Origin of the sequence: Lysobacter sp. (assembly GCA_013141175.1) — a bacterium.
Lineage (GTDB): Bacteria > Pseudomonadota > Gammaproteobacteria > Xanthomonadales > Xanthomonadaceae > Lysobacter_I.
Genome location: JABFRN010000001.1, coordinates 4,137,350 through 4,155,120 on the forward strand (window position 1 = coordinate 4,137,350; position 17,771 = coordinate 4,155,120).

The 17,771-nt window shown below is 59.7% G+C and carries 15 protein-coding genes; 9 read left to right on the top strand and 6 right to left on the bottom strand.

Going from position 1 to position 17,771, the window contains the following annotated elements:
* Window positions 1–5: 5 nt before the first annotated feature.
* Genes msbA through HOP03_18025 form a run of 6 tightly spaced genes read right to left on the bottom strand, consistent with a single transcriptional unit; the run spans window position 6 to window position 6,609 of the window.
* Window positions 6–1,730: a lipid A export permease/ATP-binding protein MsbA gene (gene msbA, locus HOP03_18000; protein NOT90048.1), complete on the bottom strand. Its 1,725-nt coding sequence runs from the start codon at window positions 1,728–1,730 to the stop codon at window positions 6–8.
* Window positions 1,731–1,774: 44 nt separating this feature from the next.
* Window positions 1,775–2,251 carry a biopolymer transporter ExbD gene (locus tag HOP03_18005; protein NOT90049.1) on the bottom strand — a complete coding sequence of 159 codons (477 nt, stop codon included), beginning with the start codon at window positions 2,249–2,251 and terminating at the stop codon, window positions 1,775–1,777.
* A gap of 44 nt (window positions 2,252–2,295) precedes the next feature.
* Window positions 2,296–2,529, bottom strand: coding sequence for a hypothetical protein (locus HOP03_18010; protein ID NOT90050.1), 234 nt, complete (start codon window positions 2,527–2,529; stop codon window positions 2,296–2,298).
* Window positions 2,530–2,539: 10 nt separating this feature from the next.
* Window positions 2,540–3,202, bottom strand: coding sequence for a MotA/TolQ/ExbB proton channel family protein (locus tag HOP03_18015; protein NOT90051.1), 663 nt, complete (start codon window positions 3,200–3,202; stop codon window positions 2,540–2,542).
* 27 nt (window positions 3,203–3,229) lie between these two features.
* Window positions 3,230–5,587: a DNA internalization-related competence protein ComEC/Rec2 gene (locus HOP03_18020; GenBank protein ID NOT90052.1), complete on the bottom strand. Its 2,358-nt coding sequence runs from the start codon at window positions 5,585–5,587 to the stop codon at window positions 3,230–3,232.
* A gap of 8 nt (window positions 5,588–5,595) precedes the next feature.
* Window positions 5,596–6,609, bottom strand: a complete 1,014-nt coding sequence (locus HOP03_18025; protein ID NOT90053.1) for an integron integrase — start codon at window positions 6,607–6,609, stop codon at window positions 5,596–5,598.
* A 224-nt stretch (window positions 6,610–6,833) separates the two neighbouring features.
* Between HOP03_18025 and HOP03_18030 the strand changes: the two genes are divergently transcribed.
* The 9 genes from HOP03_18030 to HOP03_18070 all read left to right on the top strand — a co-directional run.
* Entirely contained in the window at window positions 6,834–7,424 is a 591-nt protein-coding gene (locus HOP03_18030; GenBank protein NOT90054.1) for a hypothetical protein, read from the top strand.
* A gap of 2,292 nt (window positions 7,425–9,716) precedes the next feature.
* Window positions 9,717–10,142 (top strand): hypothetical protein, encoded by a 426-nt coding sequence (locus HOP03_18035; protein NOT90055.1) that lies wholly within the window; start codon window positions 9,717–9,719, stop codon window positions 10,140–10,142.
* Window positions 10,143–11,118: 976 nt separating this feature from the next.
* The gene (locus tag HOP03_18040; protein ID NOT90056.1) at window positions 11,119–11,463 is read left to right on the top strand and encodes an NIPSNAP family protein; all 345 of its coding nucleotides are present in this window, start codon (window positions 11,119–11,121) and stop codon (window positions 11,461–11,463) included.
* Window positions 11,464–11,576: 113 nt separating this feature from the next.
* Window positions 11,577–12,029 (top strand): hypothetical protein, encoded by a 453-nt coding sequence (locus tag HOP03_18045; protein ID NOT90057.1) that lies wholly within the window; start codon window positions 11,577–11,579, stop codon window positions 12,027–12,029.
* Between the two features lie 1,400 nt (window positions 12,030–13,429).
* On the top strand, window positions 13,430–13,741 hold the full coding sequence (locus HOP03_18050; GenBank protein NOT90058.1) for a hypothetical protein: 312 nt from the start codon (window positions 13,430–13,432) through the stop codon (window positions 13,739–13,741).
* Window positions 13,742–15,396: 1,655 nt separating this feature from the next.
* A complete protein-coding gene (locus HOP03_18055) occupies window positions 15,397–15,822 on the top strand; it encodes a hypothetical protein (GenBank protein NOT90059.1) in 426 nt (141 codons plus the stop codon).
* 122 nt (window positions 15,823–15,944) lie between these two features.
* Window positions 15,945–16,220, top strand: a complete 276-nt coding sequence (locus HOP03_18060; GenBank protein ID NOT90060.1) for a hypothetical protein — start codon at window positions 15,945–15,947, stop codon at window positions 16,218–16,220.
* A 484-nt stretch (window positions 16,221–16,704) separates the two neighbouring features.
* Window positions 16,705–17,241 carry a hypothetical protein gene (locus HOP03_18065; protein NOT90061.1) on the top strand — a complete coding sequence of 179 codons (537 nt, stop codon included), beginning with the start codon at window positions 16,705–16,707 and terminating at the stop codon, window positions 17,239–17,241.
* Between the two features lie 112 nt (window positions 17,242–17,353).
* The coding region (locus HOP03_18070) for a hypothetical protein (protein ID NOT90062.1) at window positions 17,354–17,771 on the top strand (418 nt) is incomplete at its 3' end.

Consider the following 17,771-nt stretch of genomic DNA (forward strand, 5'->3'; position numbering starts at 1 on the left):
GCGACTCATGCCGACACGTCGGCGGTTTCGGACTCGCGGAACTGCATCCGGTGCAGGTGCGCGTAGAGTCCATCGCGCGCGAGCAGTTCGGCATGCGTGCCCTGCTCCACCAGCCGGCCCTGATCGAGCACCAGGACCTGATCGGCATGCTCGATGGTCGACAGCCGATGCGCGATGACCAGCGTGGTGCGGTCCGGCATCAGCCGGTTCAGGGCATCCTGCACCAGCCGTTCGGATTCGGTGTCGAGCGCGGCGGTGGCTTCGTCGAGGATCAGGATCGGCGCATCCTTCAGGATCGCGCGCGCGATCGCGAGGCGCTGGCGTTGGCCACCGGACAGGCGACCGCCCTTGCTGCCGATGCCGGTGCCGGCGCCGTCGGAGAGTTTGTCGACGAACTCGCTGGCGTTGGCGGCATCGAGCGCGGCACGCACCCGATCGTCGCCGGCATCGGCGAGTTCGCCGTAGGCCACGTTCGCGGCGACGCTGCCATCGAACAGCATCACCTGTTGCCCGACCAGCGCGATCTGCCGACGCAGATCGGACAGCCGGTACTCGGACAACGGGCGACCATCGAGCAGGATCTCGCCGGACGCAGGCTCGTAGAACCGCGGAATCAGCTTGATCAGCGTCGATTTTCCGCTGCCGGAGCGGCCGACGATCGCCGTGACGGTGCCCGGTTTCGCGACGAAACGGATGTCGCGCAGCGCCGGCTCGTTCTGCCCGGGATAGCGCGCGTCGATGTCGCGGAATTCGAGTTCGCCGCGCGCGCGGTCGAGCGCCTGCATGCCGGTGTCCCGCTCCTCATCGGCGTCGAGCACGCCGAACAGGCGCTCGGCCGAGGCGATGCCCTTCTGCAGCATGTTCTGCACGTTGGTGAGCTGCTTCAACGCCGGAATCATCGCCATCATCGACATCATCAGGGTCACGAAACCGCCTGCGGTCAGCCTCCCGGCCGCCGCTTCGCGCCCTGCGAAAAACAGCAGCAGCGCCAGACCGATCGCGCCCATCAGCTGCACCACCGCCGAGGAAATGCTGCGCGTGGATTCGACTTTCATCGCCAGGCGCAGATTCTCGTCGGCCAGCGCGGCGTAGCGCGACAGCTCTGCGCCCTGCGCACCGTAGATCTTCACTTCCTGCTGGTTGTTCAGGGTCTGGTCCGCCGCTTGCAGCAGGCGTCCGCCGCTCTCCTGCACGCGGTGGCTGAAACGACGATAGCGTTTCGCGACCTTGTCCATCAGCAGCGCCAGCGGCGGCGCCATGATCAGGATGGCAATCGTCACCTGCCAACTGGTCCACAGCATCACCACCAGCGCACCGATGATCTGCAGCGACTGCTGCAGCATCACCTTCGCGGCGTCGACTGCGGCATTCGCGACCTGGTCGCTGTCGGAACCCAGCCGCATCAGCATTCCCGGCACCGGCTCGCTGTCGAAGCGCAGCCCTGGCAGACGCAGATACTTGCCGAGCACAAGTACCCGCAGGTCACGGGCAATGCTGCGCGCGGATTTGCCCATGCACACATCGGTGATGTAACCGGCGATGCCGCGCACCACGAACAGGCCAACAATGGTCAGCGGCAAAAGCATGCTGAGCTGGGCGTTCTTGCTGATGAAGGTCTCGTCGACCACCGGCTCCATCAGTTTCATGAACGCCGAACCCGCCGCCGCCTCGACCAGCATGCCCGCAAGCGCGAACAGCAGCAGGCTGCGATACGGCCCAGCGAAACCCAGCAGCCGGCGATAGATCGGCCACGCCGGGGCGCGGTCGGTTTTGCTCACTTGCGCGTCTCCGTCGCTGCTTTCAATGACGCGGCGGGCGCACGCTGCTCAGGGGCAGTCGCGATGCTGATCTGGCGAAATCCCAATTGCCCCAAGGCATCCAGCGCGGTCACCACCGACTGGTGCGGCGTACGCGCATCGGCGCGCAGCAGCACCGGGCGCTTGCGGCTTTCGTGGGTCGTACCTTCGCCCGCGACCTCGACGATCGTGCGTTTGAGCGATTCGACATCGGTACGCAGCGCTTCGCGGTCCTGCACGAAATAGCGGCCTTCCGCATTCACCAGCACGCTCAGCGCCTTCGATGAGGTCTCGCTGGGCTCGCCGTTCGCCTTCGGCAACTGCAGCTTGAGTACCGACCGCGCATCGAACGTGGTCGTGACCACGAAGAAGATGATCAATACCAGGATCACATCGATCAGCGGCACGAGATTGATCTCGGGCTCGTCGTCGGCGCGGAAGTCGCGGATGCGCATGGGGATTCAGGTCTCCGGAAATTCGATCATTGCGCGTTCGCCGATCATGCGACGAATGCGTGTCGTGCGGCGAACACCACGAACCAGGCGCACATGCCGAGCAACGACACGTAGAACACCATCAGCAGCCAGAAACGGAGCGGCGCCCGGGAACGCTCGACGAATGCCCGCGTATCGGAGTGCGCGAGTTTGCCGGTGCGCAGACCGCGAACCACTGCCGGTACGATCGGATAGGCGATCAACAGCGACAACAGCAGTGCGATGATCAAACGGGTCATGGCCGGAGACTCAATCCAGGTGCGCCGACGGTGTGATGCCGCGCGCGCCGGCCGCCGTCGGCGCAGGCACCGGGCGGGTATCGAGGGTGTCGAGCAACTGGATCGCCTCGTGTTCCATATCGACGATGTAACCAGCGATGCGCCCGCGGAAATAGCGGTGGAACATCAGCGCCGGAATCGCGACGATCATGCCGGTCGCGGTGCAGATCAGCGCCTTGCCGATGCCACCCGCAAGCTGGTTCACATCGCCGAGGCCGCTGTCGAGGATGCCCAGGAACATCTGGATCATGCCGACCACGGTGCCGAACAGCCCGAGCAGCGGGCCGGCGGCGGCAATGGTGCCGAGACCGTTCAGGAAGCGCTCCATCCGGTGCACCAGATGCCGGCCCACGTCCTCGATGCGCTCGCGGATCTGGTCGCGCGGGCGGTGACGGACATCCAGCGCAGCGGCCAGCAGGGCGCCCAGCGGCGAGGTCCGGCGCAGCGAATCGATATGCGTGGGATCGAGGTTGCCGCGCGCTGCCCAGGCCCGGACTTCGGCCCCCAGCCCCGGCGGCAGCACGGTCTTGCGACGCAGGCTCCAGAACCGTTCGAGGATGATGCCCAGCGCCACCACCGTCAGCAGCAGCAGGGGAATCATCGGCCAACCGCCGGCTTTGACCAGTTCCAGCACGTCGCATCCTCCGGCCATCGGCCGTCTTCATTCAGAGGGATAGGATAACTGAGCGGCCCGCGCGTGCCTGCCGGCCGCATCCCACAACCGCCGATGCCGACGACGCTCGGTCTGCACGTCCACGCCACCCTGCCCGATCCGCAGCCGCACCGCGCCGGCGTCCGCCGTAAGCGGCGTTTTCGCCCCCTGATGCCGCCACAGATCCACCACCTGCGGCTTCGGATGCTTGAAGCGGTTGCCGTAACCGGCCGAAATCGGCGCCCAGCGCGCACCGGTCGCGGCGACGAACCCAGGATCCGAGGACCCGGTGCTGCCGTGATGCGCGACCAGCACGACATCCGCCCGCACCGAGGCCGGATCGCGCCGCAGCAGGTCGCGTTCGATCACGTGACCGATATCGCCGGTCAGCAGCGCGGCGCCGTGCACGGTCTCGATGCGCAGGATGCAGCTCGATTCGTTGCGCAGATAGGGAAAATGCGGCGGTGGGTGCAGGAAGCGGAAACGCACGCCATCCCAGTTCCAGGCATGGCCGGCGCGACACCGTCGCAGCCCGGCGATCTTCGCATCGAGCCCGCTGTCCTCTGGTGCGTACCGTGCATGGATCGCGAACACATCGGCAACCGACGCATAGCCGCCCGCATGGTCGTTGTCGGCATGGCTGAGCACGGCCGTATCGAGCGCACGCACACCCAGCGCATGCAGCGCGGGCACGACCGCGCGCTCGCCGGCATCGAAGCCGTCAGGAATGGCAGGCCCCATGTCGTACAACAGGGTGTGCCTTGCGGTGCGCACCACCACGGACAAGCCCTGCCCGACATCCAGCACGATCAACTCCACTTCGCCGTGGTCCGGCGCCTGACGATCCGGCCACAGCAGCGGCAGCCACAGCAGCAGCGCCAGGGGCTTGCCCGGCACGCCGTGCGGCAACAGGCACCAGAACGCGACCAACAGCGCCAACGGCAGCGCGTACCAACGCGGCTCCGGCAACCACCACAGCGCAAGCGGACTGTCGCCCAGCGTCGAAAACAGGGACCAGCTCGGATCGAACGCCATCGCCGCCAACCGCCACACCGGGCCGCCCCACCCCGCCTGCAGCGATTCGAGCCCCGTGCCGATCAACGACAACGGTACGACGATCAGGCTCCACCACGGGATCGCCAGCAGATTCGCGAGCGGCCCCGCCAACGACGCCTGCCCGAACAGCACCACCGTCAACGGCAGCAGCCCGACCGTCGCCACCCCCTGCGCCGCCAAGAATCCGCGCAGCGGATGCTGCTCGCCCTGCGGCAGACACCACAACAACCACGCCACGCCGCCGAAGCTCAGCCAGAACCCCGCGGACAGCACCGACAGCGGATCGAACAGCAGGATCGCGATCATCGCCAGCGACATCGCATCGGCCGGCCGCCAACCGCGCCGCGAGCATCTCGCCAATGCGACCACGGCGATCATCAGCACGGTGCGAACCGTGGGCAGCGCGAACCCGGCCAAGGCTGCGTACAGCGTCGCACCGGACAACGCCGCCAGCACCGCCACCTGCGAACGGGGCATCCGGCGGCCCAGCGTCGGCCAACACCACCACACTGCACGCATCGACAGCGCAAAGAATCCCGCGACCAGACCCACGTGGAACCCTGAAATGGCGATGAGATGGGTGAGCCCGCTCGCGCGCAGCCTTTCCCAATCGGCATCGTCTAGCGCACGCGTGTCGCCCAATGCGAGCGCGCGGATGAAGCGCGACGACGTCTGCGGCACCGCGATCGCGATCCGCGCCGACATAGACTCGCGCCAGGCATCAATGCCCTGCGGGCCTGCCAAGCGCTGCGCGAACTCGGGCGCGCGCACGTACCCGGTCGCGACAATGCGCTCGATCAGCGCATGCTTCTCGCCATCGATCCCGCCCGGATTGCGCAGCGCGCGCGGCGCGCGCAGTTTCACCGACAAGGTCCAGCGGCTGCCTGCGGCGACACGCAGACGCGGCGCATCGACAGGCGGCGTTTCGGCGCCGAACTCGTCGTACCACGTCAAACGAACCCGTCTGCCGCGAAGCGCTTCGGGCTGCGCTTCGCTGTCATCGACCATGAAGACGAACCGCGTCCGCCGCACTTCATGATGCGGCAGCGCGATGACCGTACCGGTCAATTCGAATTGGCGATGCTCCATGGTCAAAGGCAGCTGACGCTGCATCGCCAGCGAAGCATGCACACCCGCCAGCAGAAAACCCAATGCGAAAATCGCGGCATGCCGCCAGGCGCCTCGCATCCATATCGCGGTCGTTGCAGTCGCAACCGCGCACACCAGCAGCCCACCACCCGGTGGCGATGGCAGCCAGAGACAGGCCATCACGCCCATCAACAATGCGAGCGAAAACCGGATATCCAGCATGACACCGCTCAGCGATCGAGCGGGCTGAGCACGCCGCCCGCACCGCGATTCAGGACGTGGGTATAGATCTGCGTCGTCGCGACATCCTTGTGCCCCAGCAACGCCTGGATCGTGCGCAGGTCCGCGCCGAATTCCAGCAGATGCGTCGCGAAACTATGGCGCAGCACATGCGGCGTCACCGGCTTGTCGATGCCGGCACGCTTCCGCGCCGCCTTGATCGCACGCTGCAGGATCGCCTCATCGACATGATGTCTGCGAGTCACACCGCTGCGCGGATCCACCGACAGCGAACGCGCCGGAAACACGTACTGCCAAGCGAACTCGCGCTCCGCGTTCGGATACTTCCGCGACAGCGCACCGGGCAGCCAGACCACACCATGCCCTTCGGCCAGATCCTGCGCATGCAGGATGCGCACACGCTCGACCGCCGTCTTCAACCGATCGCGCACGCCATCGGGCAGCGGCACCTGACGATCCTTCGCGCCTTTGCCGTCGCGGATAGTGATCTGCCGACGTTCGAAATCGACATCCTTCACTCGAAGACGCATGCATTCCATCAATCGCATACCGCTGCCATACAGCAATGCCGCCATCAACCAGACCTCGCCATCGATCATCGTCAACAGACGCTCGACCTCGGCGCGCGACAACACCACCGGCAACCGCTGCGGGCGTTTCGCACGGGTGACATTCTCCATCCACGGCAGATCCATGCCGAGGACTTCGCGATAAAGAAAAATCAGCGCCGACAGCGCCTGATTCTGCGTGCTGGCCGCCACACTCCCGCGGACCGCCAGATCGGTCAAAAACTTCTCGACCTCATGCGCGCCCAACTCGCGCGGATGCCGCTTGCCGTTGGCCAGTACGAAACGCCGGATCCAGCCCGCATATGCCCGCTCTGTCCGCACGCTGTAGTTGAGGCGCCGACAACGCGCCCTCACCATGTCCAGTAACCGGGGCGACGATGCGGCCTTGCCGTCATCCGCACTTGTTAGCACCCCGTCTTTTTGGCGGTACGACATACCGCTCTCCCGATGAAATAGTAGGGGAGTACGATATGGATGTTGGCCACTCTGGGAAATCAGGCAACCACCTGTTCCTTTGTAGGATTTTTCTGATTGACACCCTGTACAAGCCCGGATCAATATTATTTACCGCCCCGCATATGGGGTCGACTAAGCGTTAGGTGCCATGGAGAGTACACGTGATACCACAAAGTCTTACTGAAGCTCTATTTAAGCGTGCCATGAAAGAGATAAAGAAGAACGGTGTTCCCCGTGAGCGCAAGTCCGTGCACTACGACCTCGTGGTTGATGGGTTCAAGTATCCGCCGAAGTACGTGATCTCTATTGCAACCAGGCTAAAAACTGGAGTTGAGCACCCACCCATCGCGTTCAATGCGGTGGAGGCAAAGAACTACTTCCTATCTCGCGGCTACAAGATCTATGACAGACGGACCGGAAAGAATAGGACGATCTTGCCAGAAAGCGATCAGTCCGTCTTTGCTGAAGGCATCGTTCGATTCAAGCAGCATCGCTACCTAGAACGTGACAGCTCCATATCCCGTTTAGCCAAAGCAAAACGCCAAGAATCAACTGGGTGCCTCGCATGTGAAGTATGTGAAATCGACTTCGGCGATTTCTACGGGCAGCGAGGTGATGGATTTATTGAAGCTCACCACAAAACGCCTGTGTCAAAGCTTGATGGGAAGAGCAAAACCAGGATTGAGGACCTCGTGCTGGTATGTTCCAACTGCCACAGGATGCTGCACCGCGGCAATGACCTTCTGTCAGTACAACAGCTGAAAAAACTGATCCGCTTAAAGGCTGGCACCTAACAATTCGTTCAAGCCGACCCCGCATCGTGGCGTCGGCCACGTGCCTACGCTACGCTAGCACGCGTCCGCCACCCCGCTGCGGGGCGGCTTAACTCAGGCGTTAGACCTTGCATGAGACGTTACCACGTGTCTATTAAGATCAAGCTTTTTCTGGCAGCGGTCATTGCTGTATTTGCCAACGGCTGCACCACATTTCAGGGCGCGGCCAGTCCACCATATTCAGTCGTTTCGGGTGAGTGGGTATTCTCCGATGCAAATGAGTGCTCCATCAATCCAAGAACATTCTCCTTCCATAAGAGCGGGAGGATCCTGAGGGCAACACACCAGAAGGTCTCAGAGGCAGGTACCGGAGACTTACGCAAGGTGTTCGACTACGACGTCCTAGCCTCATCGCCTCAGGAACTACATGTCAGTCTTCATGGAGAGACGCGGCTAGATAGCGCTGGCAACCGTGTCACTTGGCACCTTGTAATCTTTGACAAAGATACTCTGCGTTGGAGACGAAACGACTGGAAAGCCAACGAGTTCACGTCTGAGCTTGTGCGCTGCAAGGTCTAACAATTCGTTCAAGCCGACCCCGCATCGTGGCGTCGGCCACGTGCCTACGCTACGCTAGCACGCGTCCGCCACCCCGCTGCGGGGCGGCTTAACTCAGGCGTTAGGCCTCAATGCGAGTAATAGTCGGGCTGAAACGAGGTGAAGAATGCTTTCGCCTTCTATGGGCTTCTGAGAGTCGGAGCGGCATCTACTTGGGCTACTTCAATGGAGTAGTCGACGCTCACTCCTCCTACCATCAAGACGGGACTCGGCACTACCGAACTGCCAAGTCGCATCATCAGAGATGGAAGGACGTGCCTCTGAGCTCCCACAACGGCGTTAAGCAATTGCTCCACAGCGGAATTTCAACCAATGCTCCGCATGATCGCTGGCCGTCAGCCTCGTCAGAACGTGATGAGATAGTAATCTTTAACGACAGCCAGCTCGCTGGTTACGATACGTTTGCTGTAGACGCTTGGTTGGCTGATGCTGCCAATGAAAGCATGTTAAAGCGCCGCGCAGAGAGCTGCCACCTCAATTTAGGCTTTAAACACATTTCACTTTCAACCTGGCAGCTCTCTTGTTTTCCAAACTTGCTTTTCGCGCTTTCTTTCTGGGCAGCAAATACGCATACATGTGTTGAGGCCTAACAATTCGTTCAAGCCGACCCCGCATCGTGGCGTCGGCCACGTGCCTGCGCTACGCTAGCACGCGTCCGCCGCCCCGCTGCGGGGCGGCTTAACTCAGGCGTTAGGCGTCAGAATGCAGAGACCAATACTTCGAGATCTTGTTGAAATTCTTAAGCGCACCTATGGCAGCTCATATCGGCCTTGGGGAACAGCGGTGAGCGAAGAGGAAGGTACTGGATTTGTGATCGACGGCATCCCTTTGTATTTTTCTGTACTCTCTTTTGGCGACATCCCGGAAAATGTACTTGACGTGCAAATAACCTCAAATGTGCCTATTCCTGAGTCATATGGGTACGATCAATATCTTCATGAGGGCAGTTATACAACTAGAGACTTCCTTCGGTTGGTCGAGTCGTATCGTTCACCGATTGAGCAGTGGCCTATTTAGCGCTATTGATCGTCTTCAGTGCACCTATCGCAGCACTATCTTCCTCGGCTGACGCCTAACAATTCGTTCAAGCCGACCCCGTGTCGTGGCGTCGGCCGTGTGCTATGCGCTACGCTTGCACACGTCCGCCGCCCCGCCACAGGGCGGCTTAACTCAAGCGTTAGGCCTATGACCAAGCATTTGCTTTCGCTTTTTCTTGTTTTGACTGGATGCTCAACAATTCCAGAGAGTGCCTGTCGCTCTAAAGGCGGAAAGATCGTCGGCCGCAGCATGCTTGTCCAGACTTGCCAATGGTCAACTACCGATGCGGGAAAGCCTTGCTCTGACAATAGTGAGTGCCAAGGATTCTGCGAGATTCCCCCGGACGCGTACACATATTCAACACCCGGCACAGATGCTCTTGGTGCATCTGTTCCACCCAGTTCTCGCCGACGTCTGGCAATTGAAGTTGGCGCACCCGTCATTGGTCTGTGCGCTGCACAGCGAACCGAGATCAAAACTCCCAATTGTGTTGCTTACGTTTTACAAGGCAAAGTCGCGCTTGCAGAGTGCGCAGACTAGGCCTAACAATTCGTTCAAGCCGACCCCATGTCGTGGCGTCGGCCGGGTGCACGCGCTACGCTAGCACCCGTCCGCCGCCCCGCCAAGGGGCGGCTTAACTCAGGCGTTAGGCCCCACATGAAGTACATCCTGACTTTGGCAATTCTGTTGATGTATCCAGCTCATGCTGTAGCATGCTCAATTCTCTTTGCCAAACCAGAGAGTGCTTTCACTGAAAGTCAGATCGTTGCACTGGCGCGGCCAGTATCAATTTCATATCGCCCCAGACAAGCATCTGTCCCGCGCTACATCGGCGATTTTCGCCAAACTATATTGTGGGAAGTTCTTCTGAGCTGGAAAGGCGATCTAAAGTCTGGGGACAGATTCACTACACGCCGCGAGTACTCCGGCTCACCAGAGTGCACTTCTTACTTTCCTGTTCGTAACAAGTCGGCCTACTTGCTGTTCGGTCGCGGGCGCGAGCCATACGAAGACTTTCATACGCACAATCCGGCGTACTCATCTGACTATTTCCAGTTCCTTTCAGAGAGGCCCGTGCAGTGAATCGGTGGGGCCTAACAATTCGTTCAAGCCGACCCCGCATCGTGGCGTCAACAGCGCGCTTTACGCTACGCTGCACGCTGTTGCCACCCCGCCGCGGGGCGGCTTAACTCAGGCGTTAGGCGGCAGAAAAGCTTTTTACAAATGTGCCACTCACAATCTTGATTCACCGGCTTCGGTTGGCTGTGCTCGTCGGACAGACTGTCGGCGCGTTGCCACTTCTTCCAAGTCCAGAGGGCGCGCATATACTTCACATGTGCGTCGCGTTAGCCGGCTTCGGAAGCTGCGTTCGGCAGCTGTTCGTTTCCCTGCGCCGGACCCGCTCCTTCGGAGACGGCCGGCGGAAAGTTTGCGGGGCGCGCTCATGCTCTCCCGCTTCGGCTTTCGGCAAGTCCGCCTGGGCTTCAATTCCACCGGCATCCCACCCGCCTAACAATTCGTTCAAGCCGACCCCATGTCGTGGCGTCAGCCGCGTGCTTTGCGCTACGCTTGCACGCGTCCGCCGCCCCGCCACGGGTCGGCTTAACTCAGGCGTTAGGCGGCAGAAAAACATTCGTTTTCAGCCGCTCTTTGCTAGCTCATCCGCTCCGCTCATTTTTCGCTCCGTCGCCGTCTTTGGCTGCTGCGCTTGTTGTATTCAGCAATCATGCAATGCTTCGAATAGTTCGTCTGGCGCGCTCAAGGTTCACAAACGTCCCGTTCGCCCGCTTCGGAAACAGTGGTTGGCACGGTAAGTGCTCCGCGACTGACACGGTCGCTTCGGAGACACCTGGCTGAAAGTTCTCAGGTGCGCGTTCGGGCCTTCCCGCTTCGTCTTTCGGCAAGTGCGGCGGGGCTCGGTTCGCATCGGCATCCACCGCCGCCTAACAATTCGTTCAAGCCGACCCCATGTCGTGGCGTCAGCCGCGTGCTTTGCGCTACGCTTGCACGCGTCCGCCGCCCCGCCACGGGTCGGCTTAACTCAGGCGTTAGGCCGCACATGAGAAAGATCATCGAAATTCGTTCCTACCAGCTCAAACCTGGCAGAGCATTGGATTTCCACAACATCATGCTTACGGAAAGCGCGCCTTTGCATAAAGCATTCGGCATTGAGATCGTTGCGCATGGACCATCTCTTCATCAGCCGGACACATACTTTCTCATCCGGGCATTTGACGACTTGCATGACCTGAACCAATCGCAAAAAGACTTTTACGCATCTGATGCATGGCGCAATGGCCCTCGTGAATCTATCGTTTCGGCGATTGAATCTGATGCAAATGTTGTGATGTGGGTTGACTCTTCTGCAGTACAGGCACTGAAAATCGCCGGCAGCGCGGCCTAACAATTCGTTCAAGCCGACCCCGCATCGTGGCGTCGGCCACGTGCCTGCGCTACGCTAGCACGCGTCCGCCACCCCGCTGCGGGGCGGCTTAACTCAGGCGTTAGGCCCGCATGATGGATCGTCGCTATTGCAAAAGAATGCTCGCTTACTGGAAACGGGCAGAAGAACGTGGGCGCCGCAATATCGAGCGGCTGGACATCACGAGCTGGTTTGACTATTGGCACACTCACATTGATTGGTATGGGCGGGGCAACACTCGTCCAGAAAACATCCCAGAGATTGCGGCTACAACAGTTCGTCTGCTGCAGCACTTTGAAATGCTCGCTAAAGCTCGCTCTGAGCCTATCCAGCTTTGGGCCAGCCTCTGTAGAAACACAATGGACAACGCGGTTTATGCGCACTCGCAAAACCCTAATGGATCTCCCTATCCGCATGATTTCCATTCGGTTACATGGGACACATCAGTTCCGGATTGGGTGGCTGCCGCAGTTCCAAGCAATACGCACCAAGTCGGCATGAGTAGCCATGGCGGTACGGCTGTTTACCTCGTCCGGCTGCGGGCCTAACAATTCGTTCAAGCCGACCCCGCATCGTGGCATCGGCCACGTGCCTACGCTACGCTAGCACGTGTCCGCCGCCCCGCTGCGGGGCGGCTTAACTCAGGCGTTAGGCGGCAGAAAAGCTTTCTGCAAATGTGTCGGTCACAGACTTGATTCACCGGCTTCGGTAAGCAATGCTCGTCGGACAAACTGTCGGTGCGTTGCCGCTTCGTCCAAGTCCGCAGGGCGCGCTTATGTTTCACATGTGCGTTGCGTTTACCGACTTCGGAAACAATGTTCGTCTGCTGTTCGTATCGCAGCGCCTGACTCGCTCCTTCGGAGACGGCCGGCGGAAAGTTCACCGGGCGCGCTCAGGCCTTCCCGCTTCGGCGTTCGGCAAGTCCGTCTGGGCTTCATCTCAATCAGCATCCCACCCGCCTAACAATTCGTTCAAGCCGACCCCGCATCGTGGCGTCAACAGCGTGCTTTGCGCTACGCTGCACGCTGTTGCCACCCCGCTGCGGGGCGGCTTAACTCAGGCGTTATACGCGGTCTAGCAGTGGGCTGTATGGTTTGCGGTCGCTGTCACTTCCTCAGTTATCACGCTGCGCCGCAGCCAAGCACAGCTCGCTTCTGTCAATTCCACGCTCGCGCCGCTCGCCTTCCGGCGAGACAGCGCTCCGGTGAGTTGTTCGCTCCGGAACGTTTCCGCTTGATGAAGCTATTCGCACCGGACAGTCTGCGCTCCGGATGGGCGGCGCTCTGGGCTTCGGTGGCAGGTCTTGGCCGCCAACCATCCTCGCTCCATCTTGTGTCAACCGGCTCCCGATTGTCTGCGCCAACAAAGCTCAGAGACATTCTTGCTTCGCCGGGCTGAGCGTGGTCGCATAACGATTCGTCCAAGCCGACCCCGTGTCGTGGCGTCGGCCGCGTGCTTTGCGCTACGCTTGCACGCGTCCGCCGCCCCGCCACGGGTCGGCTTAACTCAGGCGTTAGGCGGCAGAAAAGCGTTTGGTGGCTTTGCTTTCCAATGCTCCTTTTCCCGGCCTCGGTTGGCGCTGCTCTTCGGTCAGTTTCACGCGGCGTTGCTTCTTCGGTTAAGTTCGTCTAGCGCGCTCACACATCGCATGCGTTGCGCGGGCCGGCTTCGTAAACGGTGACCGCCGTGACCATCTGTACCACGACTGACCCGGTCGCTCCGGTTACACCCGGCTGAAAGTTCACAGGTGCGCGCTCGGGCTTTCCCGCTTCGATTTTCGGCAAGTGCGCAGGTGCTCGTGCACCTCAGCATCCTCCGCCACCTAACAATTCGTTCAAGCCGACCCCGTGTCGTGGCGTCAGCCACGTGCGATGCGCTACGCTTGCACGTGTCCGCCGCCCCGCCACGGGTCGGCTTAACTCAGGCGTTAGCCCCCATAGGAGGTGACATGGTTACTTACCCAATTTCAATCGCCAGGGTTGGTTATCGCGGCAATGATCCGAACAAGAGAGCGAAGGCAGCTCGTGAAAACAATACGGCTGCAGATCTAGAAAAGGCAATCAACGATCTTCTTCTGAAGCAAGAGCGTCCTGTTCAGTCGTACATGTACCACGAGATAGCTTCTTTAACCGGCTACTCCGTGGAAACGGTTAGAAAGTTGGGCTTCTCGATTGACTGCGGTCATAACGGCTTCACAGTTATTCGTCGCGGCCTGTCTCATGAAGAGGCAATGAGGTCTATTCATGGGGAAGACAAGTAGTACGCTGGGGGCTAACAATTCGTTCAAGCCGACCCCGCATCGTGGCGTCGGCCACGTGCCTACGCTACGCTAGCACGTGTCCGCCGCCCCGCTGCGGGGCGGCTTAACTCAGGCGTTAGGCGGTGAAAAGCGTTCTGTAATTGTGTCGCTCGCAACTACAGTTCACCGGCTTCGGTTTGCAATGCACTTCGGACAAGTTTTCGACACATTGCCGCTTCGTCCAAGCCCGCAGTGCGCGCTTACACATCCCATGCGTTACGTTCACCGGCTTCGGAACCTGCGCTTTCTTTCGTTCGGTGTGTCGGCTCCACATGCTGTCACTTCTGACAGGTCCGGCTGAAAGTTTGCGGGGCGCGCTCAGACATCCGGGCTTCGGCCTTTCGGCAAGTTCGCCGGGGCTTTCACCCTCCCCGGCTTCCTTCCCGCCTAACAAGTCGTTCAAGCCGACGCCGTGTCGTGGCTTCGTTGAAACTTCCAGGCATGCGGGCAATACTGGCTCCCAACCGCCGCGTTCGGCGCGGCTTAACTCCGGCGTTAGGCGGCATGGAAAGCTCATCGCAAGTTGTTTCAAAAACCCCGGGTGATTGCTCCGCCGCCGAGATAGCTGAGTTCATTGCTCTCGTCACGGAGGGCGGTGAGGTTGCAGCGAACGGACTGGAGCAGCGTGTTATGGCTGCTGCGCAGTTGGCGTTCTTAATCTCAAACGGGCAAGTTGCTGGCGTCGCAGCCTTGAAGAGCCCCAACCCACACTACCGCCGTTACGTGGCTTCTGCTTCAGGGGTAGCGCTGCCTGCGGCCTCATTCCCTTACGAGCTCGGGTGGGTATTTGTCGCTTCCGCTGCTCGGGGTAACGGCCATTCCCAATCCTTGACCCAGGCCGTACTCGCATTCGCCGAGTGTTGTGGGATATTCGCAACTTCCCGCACTGACAATGTGCCTATGCACCGTGCACTGGCCAAGCTAGGTTTCCTACAAGTTGGTGAGGCGTATGCTTCTCAACACGGTGAGCACCGTTTGCAGCTTTTCACACGGGTGCCGCCTAACAATTCGTTCAAGCCGACCCCGCATCGTGGCGTCAGCCACGTGCCTACGCTACGCTAGCACGCGTCCGCCACCCCGCTGCGGGGCGGCTTAACTCAGGCGTTAGATGCCATGAAAAAGTTATCCGCAATCGGACTTATGGCATTGGTATTGGTTGCAGCGTGTACGGAACAGCCCGCCTCCCAAAGCCCTGTTACACCTCCACAAACTCCCTCGCCGCCTCCAGATTTTTCATTTTTAGAAGGTTCTACCAAGCACTGCTCTGCCCGTTCGATGCTGGCTGCCAATGTTTCTGCTGCAGAGCGTTGCTGGATAGAGACTCTTTCCGCTCGGTGTAATGTCGGAGATGATTGCTTGGTATCGTGCCTTGCTAGCGGTCAAGCGCAGAACACTGGCGGCGGCTGTTGGCATATTTGTTCGCAACCGCCTGCACGGCTAACTGATTGGTCAGAGCCGGCTAGCGCAGAAAAGTGTCGCAAAATTGGTCGCGTCAATGGCATCTAACAATTCGTTCAAGCCGACCCCATGTCGTGGCGTCGGCCACGTGCTTTACGCTACGCTTGCACGTGTCCGCCGCCACGCCACGGGTCGGCTTAACTCAGGCGTTAGGCGGCATGAAGCAACCATTGAGACTTCGGATTGTCGTCACTGAGCCACTCTCTGGAGTTTGGTTTGCCCTGCAACGCGGCAAATCAGAGTTGGTTGCTGCAACATCGCGCGCATCCGAGCTGATCTTCGACTTTTCAATTCTTGCTGACTTGTCTGCTGACCCGCCCAGGTTGACCGGCGAATTCACACAAGGCCCGCCAGCCGCGCGGTTCATATACATCAACTCAGGCACTTATGCAGGCCAACCGGGGACTGTCTGGTCGCGTCGTGCCAAGGTACCTATCATTGGCATCACAGCCCAATTGGCCAGCGAGGCCATTGCAAAGAATTGTGCTCTGCAAGCTGTCGTTCGTGGCATCGCAAAGGACGGTGGGCCGTTCTGTGCTTCTGTCCCACTTCTGTCAGATTGGGTGATCGTGTCTGCCGCCTAACAATTCGTTCAAGCCGACCCTGTGTCGTGGCGTCGGCCGTGTGCTTTACGCTACGCTTGCACACGTCCGCCGCCCCGCCACAGGGCGGCTTAACTCAAGCGTTAGGCCTTGGAATCAACCCCTTGACGATCACTGAAATACAACTACTCGACAACGTCCTAGATGCTCTAGACAGACTTTACGACGAGAAATTGCAGGTGATCGATCTGTGGGCACTACTACTTGCAACATCCGAGGCTATGCGTCACACGGCGCATTTCAACGTCCTTGCTGCACCGATCGAAGACTTATTGGCTATTGTGAGATCGGGAGAAAGCGATGACATTCAGCGGGACAGAGCCTTGCTTGCATCTGATTTGTTGCGGCATTACTTAGCAAATCTTTTACCAATCGGCTAATTTTAGCTTGTGCGTGCATTGCTCAATCATCACGCCAAGGCCTAACAATTCGTTCAAGCCGACCCCGCATCGTGGCGTCGGCCACGTGCCTGCGCTACGCTAGCACGCGTCCGCCGCCCCGCTGCGGGGCGGCTTAACTCAGGCGTTAGGCGGTCAAAAGCATTCTGTAGTTGTGTTGCTCGCAACTGCGGTTCTCCTGCTCCGGCTGGGTGCGCTCTTCGGATGGTTTGCTGGCGCGTTGCCGCTTCGGTGACATCGCTTGGCGCGCTCACACATTGCCTGCGTTGCGTTGGCCGGCTTCGGATGCGATCGGCCACTTCCGGTTCGTGTTACCGCTCCAGATGCGGTCGCTTCGGACAGGTCTAGCGGAAAGTTCGCGGGGCGCGCTCGGGCATCCGGGCTTCGGTGTTCGGCAAGTCCGCCAGGGCTTCACCCTTGTCGGCTTCCTTCCCGCCTAACAAGTCGTTCAAGCCGACGCCGTGTCGTGGCTTCGTTGAAACTTCTGGGCATGCGGGCAATACTGGCTCCCATCCGCCGCGTTCGGCGCGGCTTAACTCCGGCGTTAGGCCCCGTAGAAATGTATGTTGACTCTTTGAAAATTCCTGTCGAGCTAGTCCGACTGATTGATGGAGGAGTGTGGCCAAGCGATGAGCGTGCTGCAAACATGCAGAACATCAGGCCACTTTTTGCTGAAGCCGCTGTCAAAAATCTTGCTCCAGAAGAGTTCGGAATATTCCTTTACCCACCTCCATTCCACACAGTTCAGCATGAGCTTGATAATTCCTGCGGCCTGACAGATGAGCAATACGCACTTGCGGAGATTGCACCAACATTGACCGTTCCGATTGGTGACTTCGGCCTTGGATCGGATACGGCTATTGCACTAGATTATCGTAATGGACAAGAAGATCCTGCAGTTATTCGTCTGGTCTGGAATCTGCCTGAGAAGCCAAACAGGTGGCAAACAGTCTCACCATCTTTCGCAGAGTTCTGGAATATCATCAACTCGGGCGGGGCCTAACAATTCGTTCAAGCCGACCCCGTGTCGTGGCGTCGGCCGCGTGCCTGCGCTACGCTAGCACGCGTCCGCCACCCCGCCACGGGGCGGCTTAACTCAGGCGTTAGATCTCTTTATGACCATCTCAGAACTCGAAAATCTCAAAAGCCGGCTCGATCAAATCGAGATTCTGGATCACACATCAGCACATGGGCTGCTACGTGATTCGGCGATTTATGCCAATAAGGTTTTCGGAGACAACAGCTCTCACGTTTCCGCCATCCAGAGAATTCAATTTCGCCACCCAAGCATGCTATTTAACTCAGGCCATCACATGAACTCTGACATATGGAATCAGGGTGTTCGGGACCTACGCTCCGCCTTAGATGCCATGAGCTACGAAACACGGCTACTACAAGCACCCAAGCCTGCTTCCCTAACTACAGAGAAGATCACGCTTGACTGGCTCATCAAACATGTTCCAGCAACACTTTGGTTTGGCGCTATCACTTTGCTCGTCATGGCTTTCTCATTTGGATATGCCGCTGGAAAAA